At 64.4% G+C, this 19,143-nt stretch carries 21 protein-coding genes; 10 read left to right on the plus strand and 11 right to left on the minus strand.

All coding sequences use genetic code 11. The features are described 5' to 3' along the window. Nucleotides 1–60: 60 nt before the first annotated feature. The 5 genes from FJ492_RS22480 to leuD form a co-directional block, all read right to left on the minus strand. Nucleotides 61–411 carry a VOC family protein gene (locus FJ492_RS22480; RefSeq protein WP_140772322.1) on the minus strand — a complete coding sequence of 117 codons (351 nt, stop codon included), beginning with the start codon at nucleotides 409–411 and terminating at the stop codon, nucleotides 61–63. Nucleotides 412–424: 13 nt separating this feature from the next. Continuing rightward, on the minus strand, nucleotides 425–808 hold the full coding sequence (locus FJ492_RS22485; protein ID WP_140510531.1) for a RidA family protein: 384 nt from the start codon (nucleotides 806–808) through the stop codon (nucleotides 425–427). A gap of 182 nt (nucleotides 809–990) precedes the next feature. After that, nucleotides 991–2,139 (minus strand): L,D-transpeptidase, encoded by a 1,149-nt coding sequence (locus FJ492_RS22490; RefSeq protein WP_246676086.1) that lies wholly within the window; start codon nucleotides 2,137–2,139, stop codon nucleotides 991–993. Nucleotides 2,140–2,255: 116 nt separating this feature from the next. Next, the gene (locus FJ492_RS22495) at nucleotides 2,256–3,173 is read right to left on the minus strand and encodes a hypothetical protein (RefSeq protein WP_140751953.1); all 918 of its coding nucleotides are present in this window, start codon (nucleotides 3,171–3,173) and stop codon (nucleotides 2,256–2,258) included. 54 nt (nucleotides 3,174–3,227) lie between these two features. Beyond that, nucleotides 3,228–3,833, minus strand: a complete 606-nt coding sequence (gene leuD / locus FJ492_RS22500; RefSeq protein ID WP_027145969.1) for a 3-isopropylmalate dehydratase small subunit — start codon at nucleotides 3,831–3,833, stop codon at nucleotides 3,228–3,230. 155 nt (nucleotides 3,834–3,988) lie between these two features. Here leuD and FJ492_RS22505 point away from each other — a divergent pair, with 155 nt between their 5' ends. The 5 genes from FJ492_RS22505 (at nucleotide 3,989) to FJ492_RS22525 (ending at nucleotide 6,609) form a co-directional block, all read left to right on the plus strand. Continuing rightward, nucleotides 3,989–4,444 carry a GNAT family N-acetyltransferase gene (locus FJ492_RS22505; RefSeq protein WP_140772324.1) on the plus strand — a complete coding sequence of 152 codons (456 nt, stop codon included), beginning with the start codon at nucleotides 3,989–3,991 and terminating at the stop codon, nucleotides 4,442–4,444. A gap of 75 nt (nucleotides 4,445–4,519) precedes the next feature. Further along, entirely contained in the window at nucleotides 4,520–4,837 is a 318-nt protein-coding gene (locus FJ492_RS22510) for a metalloregulator ArsR/SmtB family transcription factor (protein WP_140772326.1), read from the plus strand. Further along, on the plus strand, nucleotides 4,837–5,283 hold the full coding sequence (locus FJ492_RS22515) for an SRPBCC family protein (protein WP_140717916.1): 447 nt from the start codon (nucleotides 4,837–4,839) through the stop codon (nucleotides 5,281–5,283). The genes FJ492_RS22510 and FJ492_RS22515 overlap by 1 nt, the downstream gene beginning before the upstream one ends. 40 nt (nucleotides 5,284–5,323) lie before the next feature. After that, nucleotides 5,324–5,815, plus strand: coding sequence for an SRPBCC domain-containing protein (locus FJ492_RS22520; RefSeq protein ID WP_140772329.1), 492 nt, complete (start codon nucleotides 5,324–5,326; stop codon nucleotides 5,813–5,815). Between the two features lie 110 nt (nucleotides 5,816–5,925). Then, nucleotides 5,926–6,609 (plus strand): DUF72 domain-containing protein, encoded by a 684-nt coding sequence (locus FJ492_RS22525; RefSeq protein WP_348641915.1) that lies wholly within the window; start codon nucleotides 5,926–5,928, stop codon nucleotides 6,607–6,609. A 213-nt stretch (nucleotides 6,610–6,822) separates the two neighbouring features. Here FJ492_RS22525 and FJ492_RS22530 read toward each other — a convergent pair whose 3' ends face one another. From FJ492_RS22530 to FJ492_RS22545, 4 genes are read right to left on the minus strand one after another with little or no spacing between them, the layout of a single operon-like run. Then, a complete protein-coding gene (locus tag FJ492_RS22530; RefSeq protein WP_140772331.1) occupies nucleotides 6,823–7,989 on the minus strand; it encodes an FAD-binding oxidoreductase in 1,167 nt (388 codons plus the stop codon). Between the two features lie 24 nt (nucleotides 7,990–8,013). After that, nucleotides 8,014–9,609, minus strand: coding sequence for an ATP-binding protein (locus FJ492_RS22535; protein WP_140772333.1), 1,596 nt, complete (start codon nucleotides 9,607–9,609; stop codon nucleotides 8,014–8,016). After that, the gene (locus tag FJ492_RS22540; protein WP_140772335.1) at nucleotides 9,600–10,292 is read right to left on the minus strand and encodes a response regulator transcription factor; all 693 of its coding nucleotides are present in this window, start codon (nucleotides 10,290–10,292) and stop codon (nucleotides 9,600–9,602) included. The genes FJ492_RS22535 and FJ492_RS22540 overlap by 10 nt, the downstream gene beginning before the upstream one ends. A gap of 3 nt (nucleotides 10,293–10,295) precedes the next feature. Beyond that, nucleotides 10,296–10,673 carry a DUF4173 domain-containing protein gene (locus tag FJ492_RS22545; RefSeq protein ID WP_246676087.1) on the minus strand — a complete coding sequence of 126 codons (378 nt, stop codon included), beginning with the start codon at nucleotides 10,671–10,673 and terminating at the stop codon, nucleotides 10,296–10,298. A gap of 487 nt (nucleotides 10,674–11,160) precedes the next feature. Here FJ492_RS22545 and FJ492_RS22555 point away from each other — a divergent pair, with 487 nt between their 5' ends. Together FJ492_RS22555 and FJ492_RS22560 are read left to right on the plus strand one after the other, a co-directional pair. Further along, nucleotides 11,161–12,051 (plus strand): CoA ester lyase, encoded by an 891-nt coding sequence (locus FJ492_RS22555; protein ID WP_140751965.1) that lies wholly within the window; start codon nucleotides 11,161–11,163, stop codon nucleotides 12,049–12,051. Nucleotides 12,052–12,088: 37 nt separating this feature from the next. After that, nucleotides 12,089–12,295 (plus strand): DUF1737 domain-containing protein, encoded by a 207-nt coding sequence (locus tag FJ492_RS22560; RefSeq protein ID WP_027145959.1) that lies wholly within the window; start codon nucleotides 12,089–12,091, stop codon nucleotides 12,293–12,295. 94 nt (nucleotides 12,296–12,389) lie between these two features. Here the strand turns inward: FJ492_RS22560 and FJ492_RS22565 are convergent, their stop codons facing one another. Next, nucleotides 12,390–12,812 (minus strand): metallopeptidase family protein, encoded by a 423-nt coding sequence (locus FJ492_RS22565; protein WP_140510548.1) that lies wholly within the window; start codon nucleotides 12,810–12,812, stop codon nucleotides 12,390–12,392. Nucleotides 12,813–12,988: 176 nt separating this feature from the next. Between FJ492_RS22565 and FJ492_RS29295 the strand changes: the two genes are divergently transcribed. Genes FJ492_RS29295 through FJ492_RS22580 form a run of 3 tightly spaced genes read left to right on the plus strand, consistent with a single transcriptional unit; the run spans nucleotide 12,989 to nucleotide 18,784 of the window. Next, nucleotides 12,989–14,032, plus strand: a complete 1,044-nt coding sequence (locus tag FJ492_RS29295; RefSeq protein ID WP_140772339.1) for a hypothetical protein — start codon at nucleotides 12,989–12,991, stop codon at nucleotides 14,030–14,032. Further along, nucleotides 13,974–15,449, plus strand: a complete 1,476-nt coding sequence (locus FJ492_RS22575) for a DUF6504 family protein (RefSeq protein WP_140772341.1) — start codon at nucleotides 13,974–13,976, stop codon at nucleotides 15,447–15,449. Before FJ492_RS29295 ends, FJ492_RS22575 begins: the two co-directional genes overlap by 59 nt. Further along, entirely contained in the window at nucleotides 15,446–18,784 is a 3,339-nt protein-coding gene (locus tag FJ492_RS22580) for an error-prone DNA polymerase (RefSeq protein ID WP_140772343.1), read from the plus strand. The genes FJ492_RS22575 and FJ492_RS22580 overlap by 4 nt, the downstream gene beginning before the upstream one ends. A 71-nt stretch (nucleotides 18,785–18,855) precedes the next feature. Here FJ492_RS22580 and FJ492_RS22585 read toward each other — a convergent pair whose 3' ends face one another. Next, on the minus strand, nucleotides 18,856–19,107 hold the full coding sequence (locus FJ492_RS22585) for a Trm112 family protein (protein ID WP_140717900.1): 252 nt from the start codon (nucleotides 19,105–19,107) through the stop codon (nucleotides 18,856–18,858). Nucleotides 19,108–19,143: the final 36 nt, after the last annotated feature.

A 19,143-nucleotide genomic window follows, 5' to 3' on the forward strand; every position in this document is an offset into this window, starting at 1 on the left:
CCCCCCTCTGTCCCGCCGACATGTCACGGAATCCAAGCCATAGCCCCACGGAACATGCCCTCACCGATGCGAGAGAATGTTGATCAGCTGGCCAAGGGGATCTCGCACATAGAAGCGCCGGACGCCCCAGGGTTCGTCGGCCGGTCCGTATTCGATGGCGAAACCGGCGGCCTTCATGGCCTCGAGCGTCGCATCGACGTCATCGACCTCGATCGACAGGTCCGGCACCGGCGTACCGGACCCGCCTTGCGCCATGAAACTGACCTGCACCTGCATCGTTTCCTCGGAACCGTAGGTTACGATCCAGCCCTGATCCATCAGGATGTCGAGGCCAAGCACGTCATGATAGAAACGGTTGGCTGCCGTCGCCTTCAGTGTCTCGATATTGGCCACGATGCGCCTGACCTTCATGGCGTAGGTCTCCTCAGGCCGTACGCCGTAGCGCCGTCACCTCGATCTCGATCTTCATTTCCGGCTTGTTGAGCTGGCACACGATCATGGTCGCCGCCGGCCTGATGTCGCCGAACGTCTCGCCGAGGATCGGGAAGACCACGTCCACGAAAGCCTGGTCGGTGACGTAGTAATGCGCCCGCACCACATCGGCCATGTCAAAGCCGCCGTCCTTCAGCGCCTTGCCGATCGTCGCCAGGCAGTTGCGCGTCTGCGCCTCAAGCGTGTCCGGCATCGTCATGGTCGCATAGTCATAGCCGGTGGTGCCGGAGACGAAACACCAGTCGCCCTGTACCACCGCACGCGAATAGCCGGCGGTCTTTTCGAACGGCGAACCGGTGGAGATGAGCTTGCGCATGAAGGACCTCGCATGGTTGCAGCTACTCTGTGGGGAAAACGCGATCCCGCCAAGGGCCAAGACGAATGGATCGACGGTGCAGGACCTGTGACGTCGATGTGCCAGCTCGTGCGCCGGCTAACGTGAGGTGCTCTCCGTGCGGCCCCGGCACCGGCTCAGGGGTCCGCATTGCCCGTCATGCGTCAGCCCGGTTGGTCGTTGGCCGATTCAGCCGTTTCTCCGGTGAAGACAACCCTTGTGCCTTTGTGCACCTCAAGGGCCAGGTCTTCGGCATCCCAATTGGTCAGTCTGATGCAACCATGCGAAAAAGTCTTCCCGATCTTGCCTGGTTCGGGCGTGCCGTGAATCCCGTAACTTTCAATGGACAGATCGATCCAGACCGATCCGACAGGATTGTTAGGCCCGGCAGCGATGGTGAAGGGTCTTTTGGTTTTGACCCCCTTGAAGGCGAAGTTGGGATCATAGTGATAGGTGGGATTGTGGACCACGCGTGTGACTTGTGCCTCGCCGCTCGGCGCCGGCTTCTCTTCGCTTCCAATCGAGGCGGGGTAGACCGAAACCACTTTGCCGGAATTGTCGAGAACGCGAACTTCGCGCGCGGCCTTGTCGACTTCGACGTTCGCAACGGCTGAGGGCGGATCGCCTCGGGCGATAGCCGGCACCAGCAACTTTGCGCCCGCCCCCCTGAAGCTGATGCCCGGGTTGAGCCTTCGCAGCAATTGTTCGCTGATGTGGAAGTGCTCTGCGATCCGTTCCAGCGAACTGCGATAGCCGAGCCTGCGCAGGCGAGCCATTCTTTCCATACCGGCCGGAATGCGCTTGGTAAACGGTCCACGCACGTCCTTGCGCGTCAGCTCGTAATTCACAAGAACCGGGCCTGGTGAGGTTGCGACCAGCTTGTCCCAGGTCTCCCGGTTGAGCTTGCCATCGGCGGGCAGAGCGTTGGCCGCCTGAAATGCCCGAACCGCCTTGGTGAAGTTCTCCGCCTGGTGGCCGTCAATGAGGCCAGGCGAGAACCGCGCGCGATCCAAAAGGATCTGCGCCTTCAGCGCGGTCGCATCGACGCCGTTCGTTGCGGCGTCGCCGAATTGAGCATTGTTGACGGCGGCTGCGTCCAGCTTTGCCGCCTCCGTGGCGCCAGCTGCGAAGGCGAACAAAACAAGCGCCAGAAGAATGAGCCTGACCATCAATTTACTCCAGGCACTGCAGCGCGAAGCTGCTTCTATGACGCCGCGCGGCCGATCTGGTTCCATTTGTCCCAGCGAATATCGCCGTTGACGCGGGTTGGGCAGAAGGCGATCCTCGATCTCCGCGCCGGCGATCGGCGGCACTCATAGGAAGAACGGCGTATAAACCGCAGTCCTGCGGGCGTCGGCAACAATGGACGGTTGTCGCGCGTAAGCCGGAGGAAATTCGCCTCGCCCTGTTTTCGCCGGAAATGCTCTAGCTAATTCGCCGACCCCAGCGCCTTGTCCAGCGCCTCCTTCACGTCGGCCGGCCATGTCGCCACCGCCGGCCAGGCGTTCGGCTGGCCATTGTCGCCGCGGCGGGCGAAATAGAGCTGATGCTTGGCCGGGTCGACCGCCATGAAACCGTCATTGCCGCCGCAATCATGCGGCACGCAGCCGCTGGCGTAAAAGGCGCCGGACGCAGTCTTTTCCGTGCCGCCGCCGACCAGCAGGCTGGTCGCCATGTCGGGCATGTCCTTGCCGAGCAGTTTTTCGGCTTCCTTGTAGACGGCCTCATTGTGGAAGGCGTCGATGATGTTCTGGTACTTTTCCGGATCAATGTCTTTCCAGTCGGTGCCGGGTTCCGGCATGTAGGTGAGATTGCCCGAAATCGTCAGCCCATCCGTCGGCGACCACTGCAGCGCCGGCTTCTGGTCCCCCGGCAGGAGATACGGCACGAAATAAATGGCGTTGTCGGACACCGCGGAGGGCGGCGCGCCGCACTCGTCCTGCTCGACCGTGGTGCCCTGGATCTCGCCGCCTTCTGGCTTCCAGACGATCACCGTCGCCGGGCCGCATTGATTGCCGCCATCGCCGACATTGAACAGCGCCACCTTGATGCCGCCGACCTCCACGATCTTGTTGAAGAAGACATCGTAGTTGCTGGCCAGTTGCTTGCCGTCATAGGCCAGCACCTTTTCGCCGTCCTGCTCCGGCTGCGTGATGGTCAGCTGACCGCCCTCGAACGGGATCGGCGCCTGCTTGTCATCCTCGGCCAGCGCCACGTTGCCCGTGCTTGACGCGCCCTGGTCAGCGGCGCCGGACGCATCGTCAGTGCCGGTCTGTGCATGCGCGCCCGCGATCGTCAGAAACATCACCGCCGAAGCGCAAACGCCGGCCAGAAGCAAACGTGTCATGACTGTCCCTCCCTCGGTCGCCGCTCGGCCCGAAAGGACCGGTCTATTCGCCGCTCAGGCCCAGGGGCGCAGTTCGGCGTTCTTCTTCTCGAACGAGGCGATGGCGCCGGCCTTTTCCATGGTCAGGCCGATATCGTCGAGCCCGTTGAGCAGGCAGTGCCGCTTGAAATCGTCGAGGTCGAATGTGACCACGCCGCCGTCCGGACCACGGATTTCCTTGGCTTCGAGATCGACCGACAGAGTGGCGTTGGAGCCGCGCGAGGCGTCGTCCATCAGCTTCTCCAGGTCCTCGGGGCTGACGGTGATCGGCAGCACGCCGTTCTTGAAGCAGTTGTTGTAGAAGATGTCGGCGAACGAGGTCGAGATGACGCAGCGTATGCCGAAATCGAGCAGCGCCCATGGCGCGTGTTCCCGGCTCGAGCCGCAGCCGAAATTGTCGCCGGCGACCAGGATCTGCGCCTTGCGGTAGGCCGGCTTGTTGAGCACGAAATCCGGATTTTCCGAACCGTCGTCATTGTAGCGCATCTCGGCGAACAGGCCGGTGCCAAGCCCGGTGCGCTTGATCGTCTTGAGATAATCCTTCGGGATGATCATGTCGGTGTCGACATTGACGATCGGCATGGGAGCGGCGACGCCGGTGAGCTTGGTGAATTTTTCCATGGCTTTGGCCCGTGTTTTTCGTTGCGGGGGATTTGCTGAGGCCCGGTTTACACAAAGCCGCGCGCAAATAAAAGGCAACTGTTTGTGGGTGCCGGCAAGAGGGTGCCGCACAAAAACGGCTTCGAAATCGCCGCCCGATGGTGCAGTCTGGTCCCATGGCAGAAAACGCCCACGTCCTCTACGCGCGCGAACCGACGCTCGGCATTCCCGAATTCCGCCGCGTGCTGGTGGAATCCGGTCTCGGCGAAGTCAGGCCCGTCGATGACGAGGCAAGGCTGAAGGCGATGATGGAAGGCGCCAACCTGATCGTGACCGCCCGTCTCGACATGGCCCCTCTCGACATGGCCCCTCTCGACAGGGAAGCCAAGCCGCTGATTGGCGTTGCCCGCTGCCTGACCGACTTTTCCTGGGTCTGCTACATATCCGATCTCGCCGTCTCGGCCAAGGCGCAAGGCCTGGGCATCGGCAAGGGGCTGATGGACGAGGTTGCCCGGCAGCTCGGACCGTCGGTCGCCATCAGCCTGATCTCGATGCCCGACGCTGTCGGCTTCTACGAACGCGTCGGCATGAAACGTATGCCCGACGCCTTCTGGATCTCCCGCAAGCGCTGATTTCTTCTCCCGCCTACGGCCAACAACGGGCATCTTGCCGCTTGACATGCAACCATTTGGTTGCATATTAAAGCCATGAGCATGGATGCAGCCTTTCGCGCCCTGGCGGACCCGACACGCCGGCAATTGCTGGACAGCCTCCATGCCAGGAATGGGCAGACGCTGAATGCGCTGTGCGCTGAGATGGCCATGACCCGCCAGGCGGTGGCCAAGCACCTGGCGATCCTGGAGGAAGCAAACCTCGTCACCACCATCCGCCGGGGCCGAGAGAAGGAGCACTACCTCAATCCGGTTCCGATCAATGAGATCGCCGAACGCTGGATCGGCAAATTCGAGCGGGGGCGGCTGACAGCCCTCAGCGAGCTGAAGAAACGCCTCGAAAGGGAAGACTGATGAGCAACAGCTTCGTTTATGTGACTTATATCCGAACCACGCCCGAAAAGCTCTGGGAAGCGTTGACCGACCCGGAGTTCAACCGGCAGTTTTTCCTCTGCTCCTATCAGGAGAGCGATTGGAAAGTGGGCTCCAGCTGGAAGCTGATCTTCCCTGACGGGCGAGTCGCCGACAGCGGCGAGATCCTCGAGATCGACCCGCCGCGACGCCTGGTCATAAAATGGCGTAATGAATGGATGCCCGAGATCAGGGAAGACGGCTATACGCGCTGCACCTTCACCATCGAACAGGAAGGCGAGTTGATGAAGCTTGCCGTCACCCATGAAGCGGACGGGCCGCACAAGCTGATCGGCAACGTTGCCATGGGCTGGCCGCTGGTGCTGGCCAGCCTCAAGAGCCTGCTCGAGACCGGCAAGGGGTTCGAGCGCCCGCCATCGAAAGGGTGAGGGCTCGTTTCGCTAGCGAAACAAATCCGTGGAGACATCCATGATGCACGCTCTCAGGGTACGGAGCATGACCAATGGCGAGACTGTCATGACGTCCGCCGAGATGAAAGCACCTCCGGAACGCATCTTCGAGGCGCTGATCGGCAAGGAGGTAGAGCAATGGTGGGGGTCAGCCGAGACCTACCGGATGGTAGACTGGTCGGCCGACCCGCGCGTCGGCGGCCGTTGGACCGTTATTGTCCGCACGGCTGACGGCATGGACCTGCCGGCCAGCGGCGAGTTCCTCGAAATCGAAGCGCCGCGCCGGATCGTGCAGACGCGGGCCTATGAGTGGGACCATCCTACGCTTGGCCGGCGGCAAACCACGGCCGCCTGGCTGCTGCAGCCCGTCGCCAATGGCACGCGCGTCACCATCTGCCATGGCGGCTTTGCCGGGCTGCATGAGGCGGCGACCGAACATGCCGAGGGCTGGGCACAGGTGCTGGCCTGGCTTCAAGCGCACGTCGAGGCCGGAAGGCGGGTTGCTGCGTGAGCCGCGGGTCGCTGCTTTGCATCCTTTGTCCGCCTTGACCCGGACCTCGTCCGGTCCACATCCAATGCCTGGCAAAACAGGCATGTTTCATAGGCACGGCCGGCTGGGGCATTCCGACACGATACCAGCAAGATTTTCCGCAACCCGGATCGCATCTCGAACGCTACGGCCGGCATTTTCCGATCGTCGAGATCGACACGTCCTTCTACAAGCCGCATCGCCGCGAGACCTACGAGCGCTGGGCGCGCGCCGTGCCGGAGCACTTTCGCTTCGCCGTCAAGCTGCCGAAGGCGATCACCCATGAGCGCCGTCTCGTCGACTGCGACGAGCTTTTGGAAAGCTTTCTCCAGCAGGTCGAAGGTCTCGGCGCAAAGCTGAGCGTGCTTCTGGTGCAGCTGCCGCCGAGCCTGCCCTTCGAGCCGGTTGTCGCGCGCCGCTTCTTCGACAGCAGGCGAACAAAGGCCAGGCTGGTCTGCGAGCCGCGGCATCCCGGCTGGTTCGAACCGGACGCTGAAGCGCTTCTGGCCGATCGCCGGATTGCGCGTGTCGCCGCCGACCCCGCTCCGGTGCCATCTGCCGCGGTGCCGGGCGGCTGGCCTGGCCTCGCCTACTTCCGCTGGCATGGCGCGCCGCGCGTCTATTACTCCGATTACGACGCCGAAAATCTCGCCCGATTTAGCCGACAATTGGAGGCAGCGGCCGCTGCGGGTGCCGAGGTCTGGGGCATCTTCGACAACACGGCCGGAGGCAATGCGCTTGGCGATGCCCTTAAGGTTGATGCGATGATGGCGTAGACGCTTCTTCCTTCTCCCCTTGTGGGGCCCGAAGGGCGGGCGAGGCCCGTGACTCGCCCAGGGCGGTGGATCGGCGCGCAGCGCCGAGACGGTTGAGGGGTGGGTGACGGATCGCCGTCCTTGCCAAGCTGGAACGCCCCTCATCCGACCTCGCTTCGCGAGGCCACCTTCTCCCACAACAAGGGGAGAAGGGAGAGGCATGCCCGCCCCGCCTCAAATCACGTTCAATTCCCGGAACGCCCTTCCCTCGGCAACCCGGCTATACCCAAACGTCGAGCAGTCGATCGTCCGGTAGCCGCCATGTACGATCAACTCGGCCAGCGCCTTGCCGACCGCCGGCGCCTGCTGCAGGCCGTGGCCGGAGAATCCGTTGGCGAAGAGGAAATTCGCCACCTCGGGGTGCGGGCCAATCACCGCGTTCTGGTCGAGCGTGTTGTAGTCATAGTGCCCGGCCCAGGCGCGCGTCGGCTTGATGGCCTCGAAGGCCGGGATGCGGGTCGCCAGCACCGGCCAGATCACCTCCTCGAACAGCGGCCAGTCGACCTCGAAATCCCCGGCATTGGCCGGGCCGTCACCCTCTTCCGGCTCGGCGCCGCCGGTGAGGTAGACCGAGCCTTCCGGCCTGACATAGATGCCGGAGGGATCGACCAGCAGCGGCATGTCGGCATATTTCTCGCGCGCCTCGAAGACGAAGACGTTGCGCTTGCGCGGCTCGACCGGCAGCGCCAGCCCGGCAAGGGCGGCGACCTTGCCGGCATTCGGCCCTGCGGCATTGATGACGGTGCCGGCCTCCAGCCGATCGCCATTGTCGAGGCTGACGCCGGTGATGCGGTCGCCCTGCCGCTCGATGCCGGAGACCGAAGCGCTGATGAAGTCGATCTTCTTCTCCCGCAACGCCTTGCGGAACAGCATCAGCATCGCATGGGCGTCGAACCAGCCTTCGCCGCTTCGGCCATAGGCGCCGGCGGTGATGCCTTCGGCCGACAGCCAGGGGAAGCGGCGCGTCAGCTGGTCGGCGTTCTCGAGCAGGATGTCTGCGCCCTCGGCGACCTGCGCCGCGTGATTGGCCTTCAGGATCGGCAGCCCGGCCTCGCCGGCAAGGATGAGATAGCCACCCTCGCGAAAACCGATATCGGCCTCGGCGCCGAATTCTTCCTTCAGCCGCCGGAACAGTTTCAGCGTGAATTGCGACAGGCGGATATTTTCCGGAATGGAGAATTGCTGGCGGATCGAGGCCATGGACAGCGTCGTCGCCGCATGGGCGAATTGCGGGTCGCGTTCGATCAGGGCGATCGAGCCGGAAAACCCTTCCTCGCGCAGATAGTAGGCGACCGAGGATCCGACGATGGCTCCGCCGATGATGACGATGTCGTAGCGCATTTTTTCTCCGATCCGCCGTCCGTCTTACGCGACCGGCAAAGTGATCTCGAAGCGCGTGCCGCGCTCGGTGTCAACCAGCCGGATCGTACCATCATGCGCTTTCAGGAGGGCCAGCACGATGCCCAGCCCCATGCCGGTGCCGCCGGTAGAGCGGCGCGTGGTGAAGAACGGCTCGAAAATGCGCGCCCGATTGCTTGGCGAAATGCCGGCGCCATCGTCGCTGACCAGCAGCGTCGCCTTGCCACCGGCGCTTGCGGCAGTGATCGAAACTTGCGTCGCGCCGTGCCTGGCCGAATTATCGATGAGATTGCCAAATACGATTGCTCCGTTCTCGGCCGAGATGCGTAAGGCCAGATCGCCGCCGGCCTCGACGCGAACCGCGAGCCTGGTGTCGACGGGGAGCAGCGCCAGCGCTGCACCGACCGAGGTGCTTTCGCCGCTCGGTGCAAGGTTTTCGGCCCGTGCCAGGTCAAGCAGCCGCCGCACCAGCAAATTAAGCCGTCCGGCATCGGTGACGATGTTGTTGGAGAAGCGCCGCCGCTCGTCATCGTCCATCGCCGAGCCGGAATCGCGCAGCAGTTCGGCAGCGCCCTGGATCGCCGTCAGCGGCGACTTGAGTTCATGCGAGACATGGGTGGCGAAGGTCTGGATCGAGTCCGAGCGCGCCTGCAGTTTTTCGGCCATGTCGAGGAAGGCGGCGGACAATTCGGCCATTTCGCGCGTGCCATGATGGTCGAGCGGCCGGATCGCGCCGCGCTCGCCGGCGGCAATGCGCTGGGTGCGGTCGATCAGCGCATAGATCGGCCGGCTGACGGTGCGCAGGAAGACGAGGCCGATGAGCAGCGTGCCGCCGAGGATGGCGATCGCCGCCGCTGTCACCTTGCCGCGTTCGCCATAGAGATGTTTTATGATGTTGTTGGGCGTCCGCGAGACATAGACCACGCCGGCGACCTTGCCGGCGACGGCAACCGGCAGCGCGACGAAGACGCGCACCCTGGTGCCGCGACTGACCGAATAGAGCGACGGCGGCGGTTGGTTGGGGATGCGCAGCCTGAGCGCGCTGGCATAGCGCCCGGCGAGCGCCTCACGCACCTCCTCGACCTCGGCAAGCGACTGCCCGATCTCGTCGCGCCCGGCAATGACGACACCTGTGGGATCAAGCAGCCGGAAGCCGGCCAGCGTGGTTTTCTGCGTCGCGTCGAGAATGCCGGTCAGCCGCGCGCCGATCGCGGCGAAGGCTGGATCGGCCGTCGCGGGCGTCCCCGCCGGCCGGGTCGCAAGCACGTAATCCGAGGCGAGATCGAGCTGCGGCTCGATCGGCCGATAAGGCGAATCGGCGCCTCGGCTCGCGCTGCCATTGGCCCCAGGCATTGGCACGCCGAGCTTCTCCGGTGAAATGCCGGCGTCGCGCACCTCCTGCGCATAGATGGCGGCGATGGCCGCACCCTGCGCAATCAGCTCCGCCTCGGTCTGGCGGATCAACTGGTTTTCGTAGAGGCGGAAGAAGAACAGGCCGACCAGCGGCAAGGCCATGACCAGGATCAGGATGGCGACGACGACCGTGGCGAGGCGCGGCCGCCATTTGCGGCCGCTCCACTTGCTTGAGGTCGTCAGCCGCATCGGCCGAGCCGGAAGCCGACGCCGTGTACCGTCTCGATGGCATCCAGGCATCCGACCGCCGCCAGCTTGGCGCGGATGTTGCGGATATGGCTGTCGACGGTGCGGTCGGCGACATGGATCTTGCCGGCATAGGCACTGGCCATCACCGCGTCGCGATCGAGCACGTGGGTGGGCCGCGCCAGAAACCCTTTCAGGATCGAGAATTCTATTCCGGTCAGGGCAAGCGGCCGGCCGTCGAAGCCGGCGCTATGGCTGGCCGGCACTAGCGTGAGCTTGCCATGGGTAAACTGCCTGTCGTTAACCGGTTCGGGCCCTGCCGGGCGGGCGCGCCGCAGGATGACGTTGACGCGGGCGACCAGTTCGCGCGGGCTGAACGGCTTTGTCACATAATCGTCGCCGCCCATTTCGAGCCCGAGGATGCGGTCGATCTCTTCGTCGCGCGCGGACAGGAACAGCACCGGCACGTCTGATCGCTGGCGCAGCCGCCGGCAGACCTCCAGCCCGTCCATCTCCGGCATGCCGATGTCGAGCACGACAAGGTCGGGCGTGCGCCGTTCGATCGCCTGCAGGGCGGCGGCGCCATCGGACACGGCAGCCGTCTTCATGCCGGCCTTTTCCAGCGCGAAACAGATCACTTCGCGGATATGCGGGTCATCGTCGGCGACAAGAATGTGATGCGGCATCGGTCAGCGGTCCGGCAAGGAAGGTAGCGAAGGCTGAGGAAGCACGAGCGACCCCTTGCTGTCGAGATATCGAAGCAGGCGCCAGTCACGAAAGCTCCAGCCACGCCAGTTCCGCTGGACGCTGTCGCTGGCCCGCAATCCTTCAAGTTCGCGGACAGCGCCCGCGTCCGGGGTCTTGTTCTGATGATCGAAGAAGCGATCGAGTGCCGGAAACGCGCCCGGACCGAGCGAGCGCAGATACCAGGCGTCGAGGGGAATGCCCTGGCCGGTCATTTCAACGGAATGGTCGACATTGTAGTTGGCGATCAGCACGGCGAAGTTGATGAAACAGCAGGCATAAGCGCTAGGGATAACGTCGGAAGATTGGCGGACCGCGGCCATGGATTTTCCGAGCGCGATGCGGGCGGACAAAGGGGATGACAATTGCGGCGGGCTTGGCGCGTGGCGGGTCGACCAGCCACCAGCCTTCACTGCGCAGCCGATAGGGCAGACGGGTTTTGCTCGCTTGTGCATGCCGCCTGTCTCGCAAGCTGGCAGGGAAGCGATGCGGCGGATCGGAGGAGGTTTTCCGCAGGCGAGTGCAGTTTTCGTGCAGGGCTGGTGCGCTGCCCGCCATCGGTTCCAGACGTTGGCGCCGCCCCAGCCAGGCTCCTTTCCCTCTCCCTCCGGAGGGAGCAGAGGTGGCTCGGCGAAGCCGAGACGGAGCGGGGAACCACCTGGTAACCGCCGCAAACGGACATAGGGCACTAGGCGCAAGCCTCGCATCGCCTTGCGCCCAAAGGGTCGCAGCGCAAGCTTTCGCGGTTGGCGCGTGTCAGGTACCGGGCGGACGCTTGCCTCGACCAACCACACGCGGCATAGATCGGACATGGAACCCTACCGCCCGCGCCGCTCCGTGCTCTATGTCCCGGCCTCCAACGAGAAGGCGCTGGCCAAGATCGCCCAGCTTGCCTGCGACGCCGTCATCATCGATCTGGAGGACGCCGTTGCCCCCGCCGACAAGATCGCCGCGCGCGAAAAACTGGCTGGCATTTTCGCCAATCGTCCTGATGCCGACCACAATGGCCGGCGCTGCGAGATGGTGGTGCGCGTCAATGCGCTGTCCAGCGAATGGGGCACTGACGATCTTGCGGCCGTCGCCAAGGCGGAACCGGACGGCATCCTGCTGCCAAAGGTCGACACACCGCGCGACGTGCTCGAGGTCGGCGATGTGCTGGACGACAATTTTGCTCCCGACACCGTGAAACTATGGGCGATGATCGAGACCCCCAAGGCCATGCTCAACATCGGCGCCATCGCCGAACTCGGCCGTGACCCCGCCTCGCGGCTGGATTGTTTCATTGCCGGGACCAATGACCTGATCAAGGATACCGGCGTGCTGGCAACGCCGGACCGCGCCTATCTCCTGCCATGGCTGATGCAGATGCTGCTGGCGGCGCGCGCCGGCGGCCTCGACATGCTCGACGGGGTGTTCAACGACTTTCGCGATCCGGATGCGTTTGCGCGCGAGTGCGCTCAGGCCGCCGCCATGGGCTTTGACGGCAAGACGCTGATCCATCCATCGCAGATCGAGGCCGCCAACCGTGCCTTCGCCCCGTCGGCGCAGGCGCTGGCCGAGGCGCGCGCGGTGAAGGATGCCTTCGCGCTGGCGCAAAACAGCGGCAAGGGCGTCATCGCGCTGAATGGCAGGATGGTCGAGCGACTGCACCTGGCGCAGGCCGAAAAACTGCTGGCGAAGGCCGCCGCCATCGGCGCATGATATTCGTCGACTTGGGATACATGACAGGAATTGGACGATGAAACTCTACCGCTTTCTCACCGCCCCGGACGACGCCAGCTTCTGCCATAAGGTGACGGCGGCGCTGAACAAAGGCTGGCATCTGTTCGGCTCGCCGACCTACGCCTATGACAAGAAAGCCAAGACCATGCGCTGCGGCCAGGCCGTGGTGAAGGATGTCGACGGCCAGGAATACGGGCCGGATACCAAGCTCAGCGACTGGTAGGTGGAAAGCGCGGAGGCTCCTCTCTTTTCGTCATCCTAGGGTAAAGCAAGGAGCCAAGCGAGGCGGCGCAGACCCCTAGGGTGACGAAAGTGGTCTACTCAGCAGCCTCTTCGATCTTCTCCATATCATCGTCCGACAGGCCGAAATGGTGGCCGATCTCGTGGATCAGCACGTGGGTGACGATGTCGCCCAGCGATTCCTCGTTCTCGGCCCAGTAGTCGAGCATGGCGCGGCGATAGAGGGTGATGCGGTTCGGGCCTTCGCCGGTTTGCGGGTTCCAGCGTTCGGCGATGCCGCGCCCCTCGAACAGGCCGAGCAGGTCGAACGGCGTCTCCAGCGACAAATCGTCCATGATCTCGTCGGTCGGGAATTCGGCGATCTGGATGATGATCTCGCCGGTCAGCTTGCGAAATTCCTCCGGCAGATGGGCGTAGGCCTCCAGCGCCAGGAACTCCAGTTCCTCCATCGAGGGCGCAAGTTCGCCATGCCAGGTGCGGGTCTTGTAAATGCGGGCCATGCTTTGTCCTTTGATCCCGGCATATAGGCTTTCGCACTGATCGAGGCAAATGACGCCTATAGGCCGGTGTCGCCCAGGGGAGGAATAAATTCCTCATGACTCTGCTTGACTCTTCGGATCGCCTCTGGAATCCTAGAGAACATAACAGGAACAATTGTGAGTGGAAGCTGACCGTCATGGCGATGACCGCCGTGGCGCGGGAGACTGTTTTTTCCTTGCGCCGCCAGATCGCGAAAATAGAGGGAACGCTGCCCGAGCGTCTGCAGGCGCCGGCGGCGGCAACCCTTGATGCCGGCGCCGGCAGCGATCTGACGATCGTCCGGCGCGGCCTTGCCGCGGCCTTGCCGGATGCTTTCCTGCCCATCGGCATCGAGCGGCTCGATGCCGCGCTCAGCGGCGGCCTGCCGAAAGCCGCCCTGACCGAAATCCATGGCCTGGAGACCCGCGATGCGGGAGCCGTCGCCGGCTTCGCTCTGTCGCTCGTCAGCCTGATCCTCAACCGGGCGCAGGGGCTGCCCATCCTATGGATCGGGACATCGGAAATTTTCCACGAGGCCGGCTTTCCCTACGCCAGGGGGCTGCATGGCTGCTTTGGCATTGAACCCGGGCAATTGCTGTTTTCCGAGGCGCCCAGGCTTGTCGATGCGCTGTGGGTCGCCGAGGAAGCGGCCCGCATGACCGCGCTTGCCGCCGTTATCCTGGAAATCCGCGGCAATCCGCAGCGGCTCGACCTGACCGCGACACGCCGCCTGCATGCGCGGGCGCAAGCTACCGGCCGGCCGGTGTTCCTGCTGCGGCAGGCGGCCGAGCCGGAACCGACGGCGGCGCCTGTCCGTCTGATCGCCGCGTCGGCGCCGGCCGTGCCGCGCGCCACGGTCGCCGGGCCGCTCGCCGGCTCGATCGGCTATCCCGCCTTCACCATCAGCATCGGCAAGAGCCGCACGGCCCTGCCTGGACAATTCACACTGGAGTGGAACCCCGATGAATGCAGATTCGAGGAAAGAAGGGGCGAGGAAAGACACGGTGGAGGCAGCGAATGGGCAGAGAATCCTGTCCCTGTGGTTTCCCTATCTGGCGACCGAAAGAATCCTGCGGCAGCGTCTGGGGAAATCCTGGCGTTCCCGGCCGCCGGATCATCCGCGGCCATCTCACCCACCGCTCGTGATCAGCCACCGCCAGGGCAACGCGCAGCGCATCTCGGCCCTCGACGAGCGAGCTGAGGCGCTGCACCTGAAGCGGGACATGGGGATTGCCGATGCGCGCGCCATGCATCCGTCGATCGACATCGTCGAAGCCGATCCGGAGGCCGACCGGCGCCTGCTCGCGGGCCTTGCCGACTGGTGCGACCGCTACACGCCGCTGGTCGCGTTGGACAGCATCGACGGCCTGTTCCTCGACGTCACCGGCTGCACCCATCTGTTCGGCGGTGAACGCGCCATGCTGGACGAGATCCTGTCGCGCTTCTTCCACCAGGGGTTCGACGTCCGCGCCGGGCTTGCCGGTACGCCCGGGGCGGCCTGGGCGGCGGCACGCTTTTGCGGCGGCCGCATCGTTGTATCGGGCGAGGAGGAAGCCTTGCTTGCCCCCTTGCCGCTGGCCGCCCTCCGCATAGCGCCGGAAACCCGGACCAGCCTGGAAAGTGTGGGGCTGCGCACGGCGGGCGCCGTCATGGCCGCGCCGCGCGCGCCGCTCGCCCGCCGCTTCGGCGCTTTGCTGCTCCAGCGCCTCGACCAGGCGCTTGGCCGTCTCGACGAAGCGATCTCACCGCGCCTTCCCGTCGCGCCGCTTTCCGTCGAACGCCATCTCGCCGAGCCCGTCACGCTGACGGAGGAGATAGAACGGCTGGTGGGCATGCTGGCGACGACCTTGAAGACCGACCTCGAACGCCGCGGCGAAGGTGCTCGGACGCTGGCGCTGCTGCTCTTTCGCGTCGACGGCGCCGTCAGCCGCATCGCGCTCGGCACCTCGCGGCCGATGCGCGAACCCTCGTTGATCCGGAAATTGTTCCATGAAAGGCTGGCAGCACTCGAGCAGCATATCGATGCCGGCTTTGGCTTCGACCTGGTGCGCCTCTCGGTGCTGGCCGTCGCCGCTTTCGACACGCAGCAGACCGATCTGACCGGCGAGGCGGTGGATGATGGCGCCGACATCGCCCTGTTCGCCGACCGTATCCGCGCCCGCCTCGGCGAGGGCGCGGTTCTGCAGCCGGTTCCCGTGGAAAGCCATCTGCCCGAACGCGCCGTCGCCATCGTCCCCTTCAGCGAGGCGCCGCGCCGGACCACGCCGCCGAAGAAGCCGGACAGGATGCAGGTGCCGATGACCATCTTCCCGCCGGAACGGCCGATCCGGCTGTTCCGCGCGCCCGAGCCCATCGATGTGCCGGCCACCGAAATGCCGGAGGGACCGCCGCTGCATTTTCGTTGGCGCCGTGCACTTTACCGCGTTACCCGTGCCGAAGGTCCGGAGCGCATCGCCGCCGAATGGTGGCGCGAGGCGCCAGGTGATCCGGCGGCATCGACACGCGACTATTTCCGTATCGAGGATGCCGATGGCCGCCGCTACTGGCTCTACCGGCAAGGCCTGTACGGCGTCTCGCAGATCCCGCCGCGCTGGTTCATGCACGGGGTCTTCGCATGAACGCGCTGACCGTCATTCCCTATGCCGAGTTCGGCATCCAGTCGAACTTCTCCTTCCTGCGCGGCGCCTCCAAACCCGAGGAACTGGTGGTCGCGGCCAAGCTCATGGGCTTCTCCGCGATCGGGCTCGCCGACCGCAACAGCGTGGCCGGCGTGGTGCGCGCCTGGCAGCAGGCCAAGGTCGAAAAGCTTGCCTATCACCCCGGCTGCCGGCTGGTTTTTGGTGACGGCACGCCGGACATTCTCGCCTATCCAAGGGACCGCAAGGGCTGGGGGCATCTGTGCCGCATGCTCACCCAGGCCAATCTGCGTGACGAGACCGAAAAGGGCGCCACCCTGCTCCGGCGCGACGACCTGCTCGAATGGGGCGACCGGATGTCGCTGGCGGTCCTGCCCGATCTGGCGGCCGGCGCGCAGGACAGCCTGGCTTTGCTCCGCCAACTCCAGGACCGCTTCGGCAGGGCCCTGCGGCTCGGCGTCTCACCCTGTTATGCCGGCCATGATCGCTTCCGGATCGAGCAGGCGGCGGCGTTTGCCGAGAGCGCCGGCATACCGCTGATGGCGACCAACGATGTGCTCTATCACACGGCCGAACGCCGCCCGCTGCAGGACGTGCTGACCGCGATCCGCCTCAATGTTCCGGTCGCCGAGGTGGGGCTGGAACTGACCGCCAATGCCGAACGCCATTTGAAGCCGCCGCTGGAAATGGCGCGCCTGTTCCGCAGGCACCCGCAAGCGCTGGCGGAGACACTGCGTTTCGGGGAAGAGCTGACCTTCTCGCTCAGCGACCTCCAGTACAATTATCCGGACGAGCCGACGGAATCGGGCCTCGGTCCGCAGGCGGAGCTGGAAAGGTTGGCAAGGGAGGGAGCAGTCAACCGCTACCCGGCAGGTGTGCCTGAATCCGTGACCAAGCGCATCGAGGAAGAGCTCGCTCTGATCGAGCGCCTCAACTATGCCCGTTACTTCCTGACCGTCTACGACATTGTCAAATTCGCGCGCAGCAAGGATATTCTCTGCCAGGGGCGTGGGTCGGCCGCCAACTCGGTCGTCTGTTTCTGCATCGGCATCACCGAAGTGGGGCCGGAAAAGATCAATTCGCTTTTCGAGCGCTTCATTTCCGAGGAAAGGAACGAACCGCCTGATATCGACGTCGATTTCGAGCACGAAAAGCGCGAAACCGTCATCCAGTACATCTACGAGAAATACAGCTCCAAGCGTACCGCCCTTGCCGCCGCCGTCATCAGCTATCGCGGCCGTTCGGCGCTGCGCGAAGTGTCGAAGGCGATGGGCCTGTCGGAGGATGTCCGGGCATCGCTTTCCGGCTCGATCTGGGGCTGGTCGACCTCGGAACTCGGCGAGAAGGAGGCGAGGGCCGGCGGCCTCGACCGCAGCGACCCCATATCGCGGCATGTGATGGAACGCGCCAACGAGATCATGGGCTTCCCCCGTCACCTCTCCCAGCATGTCGGCGGCTTCGTCATCACCAGGGACCGGCTCGACGAGATCGTGCCCATCGTCAAGACGGCGATGGACGAGCGCAAGATGGTCGAATGGGACAAGGACGATCTGGACTCGGTGAAGATCCTGAAAGTGGATGTGCTGGCGCTCGGTATGCTGACCTGCCTGCAACGCGCCTTCACCCTGCTCACGGACCATTATCCGAAGGCGCGGGACGAATTTGGCCGGCCCTATGTGCTGGCCACTCTCCCGGCGGAGAACCAACGTGTCTACGACATGATCTGCCGTGCCGATACGCTCGGCGTCTTCCAGATCGAATCGCGCGCGCAGATGTCGATGCTGCCGCGTCTCAAGCCACGCGAATTCTACGACCTCGTCATCGAGGTGGCGATCGTACGCCCCGGCCCTATCCAGGGCGACATGGTCCACCCTTATCTGCGTCGCCGGCAAGGCAAGGAAGCGGCCGAGTATCAAAAACCGGAGCTGGAAGCGATCCTCGGCAAGACGCTTGGCGTGCCCCTGTTTCAGGAACAGGCGATGAATATCGCGATCGTCGCCGGCGGTTTCAAACCGGGCGAGGCCGACGAATTGCGCCGCGCCATGGCCACCTTCAAGCGTACCGGCACCATCGGCAATTACCGCCAGCGCATGATAGACGGCATGGTCGGCAAGGGCTACACGAAGGACTTCGCCGAGCGCTGCTTCAAGCAGATCGAGGGTTTTGGCGAATACGGCTTTCCCGAAAGCCATGCCGCCTCCTTCGCGCTGCTCGTCTACGCCTCCTGCTGGTTCAAGACCTTCTATCCCGACGTGTTCTGCGCCGCGATCCTGAACTCGCAGCCGATGGGCTTCTATCAGCCGGCGCAGCTGGTGCGCGACGCCCGCGACCATGGCGTCGACATCCGCGAGGTCGACGTCAATTTCTCCGTCTGGGACTGCACTTTGGAAAAGGCGTCTTTCGACCCGGCCCGTATCCTGCCGCGCCATGCCGACATGCGCGGTGTCATCGAGACAAGTCATGCGCTGCGGCTCGGCTTCAGGCAGGTCAAGGGACTTTCCAAGGAACGCATCGAGGCTTTCGTCGAGCGGCGCGGCGCCGGCTACTCGACCGTCAGGGATGTCTGGCTGCGCTCCGGCCTCAATGTCGACGAGATCGAGAAGCTGGCGCAGGCCGATGCCTTTCGGTCCATCGGCCTCGACCGCCGCGCGGCACTTTGGGAGGTGCGCGCGCTCGACGGCAAGAGTGCCGCCGAGAAGCTGCCGCTGTTCGACCAGCCGGCGCTCGGCCTGCGCGAGCTGGAGCCGCAGACGAAGCTGCCGAAAATGCCGCTCGGCGAGCATGTCATCCACGATTACCGCTCGCTCGGCCTGTCGCTGAAGGCGCATCCGGTCGCCTTCCTGCGCGAACGGCTCGACCGCGCCGGCGTCACCCCCAATGCCAGCCTGCCGTCCGTGCGCGACGGCAGGCGGGTCTCCGTTGCCGGTCTGGTGCTGGTGCGCCAGCGCCCCGGCAAGGGCAACGCGATCTTTCTCACGCTGGAAGACGACAAGGCCGTCGCCAATGTCATCTTCTGGGAAAGAACTTTTACCCGCTTCCGGCCCATCGTCATGGGTGCGCGCTTCGTCAAGGTCAGCGGAAAACTTCAGTCGGAATCAGGTGTCGTCCACATCGTCGCCGAGAAGATCGAGGACCTGACGCCCTGGCTGACCGTGCTCCTGGAAAAGGTCAGTGCGGCCGCACCGCTGGCCGCCACGGCAGAGGGTCCGGATCGCGATGCCCTACCTGTGCCCCGCAACGCGCCGGTCGGTCAGAACCTCGCAACGCTGTCGGAAGAAGCGGAAAGGGTCATGCCCAAGGGGCGTAATTTTCAGTAGGCGTGGCCCCTCACCATCAAGCGCTGGCGGGACAGCGCCGTAGAACACCAACCTCAATGTCCGGCCACACTCTATGACGCCGAACTGCCCGGCCCGCCCAGCTTTGGCGGCGACAGCACATCCTCGGCCGAGATGGTCCGCGCTTCCGAGGGAAGCATGATCGGGATGCCGTCGCGCACGGGATAAGCGAGCTTGGCGACCCGCGAGACCAGCTCGCCACGTTCGGGGTCCCAGGCCAGCGGCCCCTTGGTCAGCGGGCAGGCCAAGAGTTCCAGCAGCTTCGGGTCGACCTTGGCTTTCTTTCCATCACGCCCATCCGCCATTGCGTCCCCTTTCCAGCTTTCAGGCCTGCGTTCACC

Origin of the sequence: Mesorhizobium sp. B2-5-4 (assembly GCF_006441095.1) — a bacterium.
GTDB lineage: Bacteria > Pseudomonadota > Alphaproteobacteria > Rhizobiales > Rhizobiaceae > Mesorhizobium > Mesorhizobium salmacidum.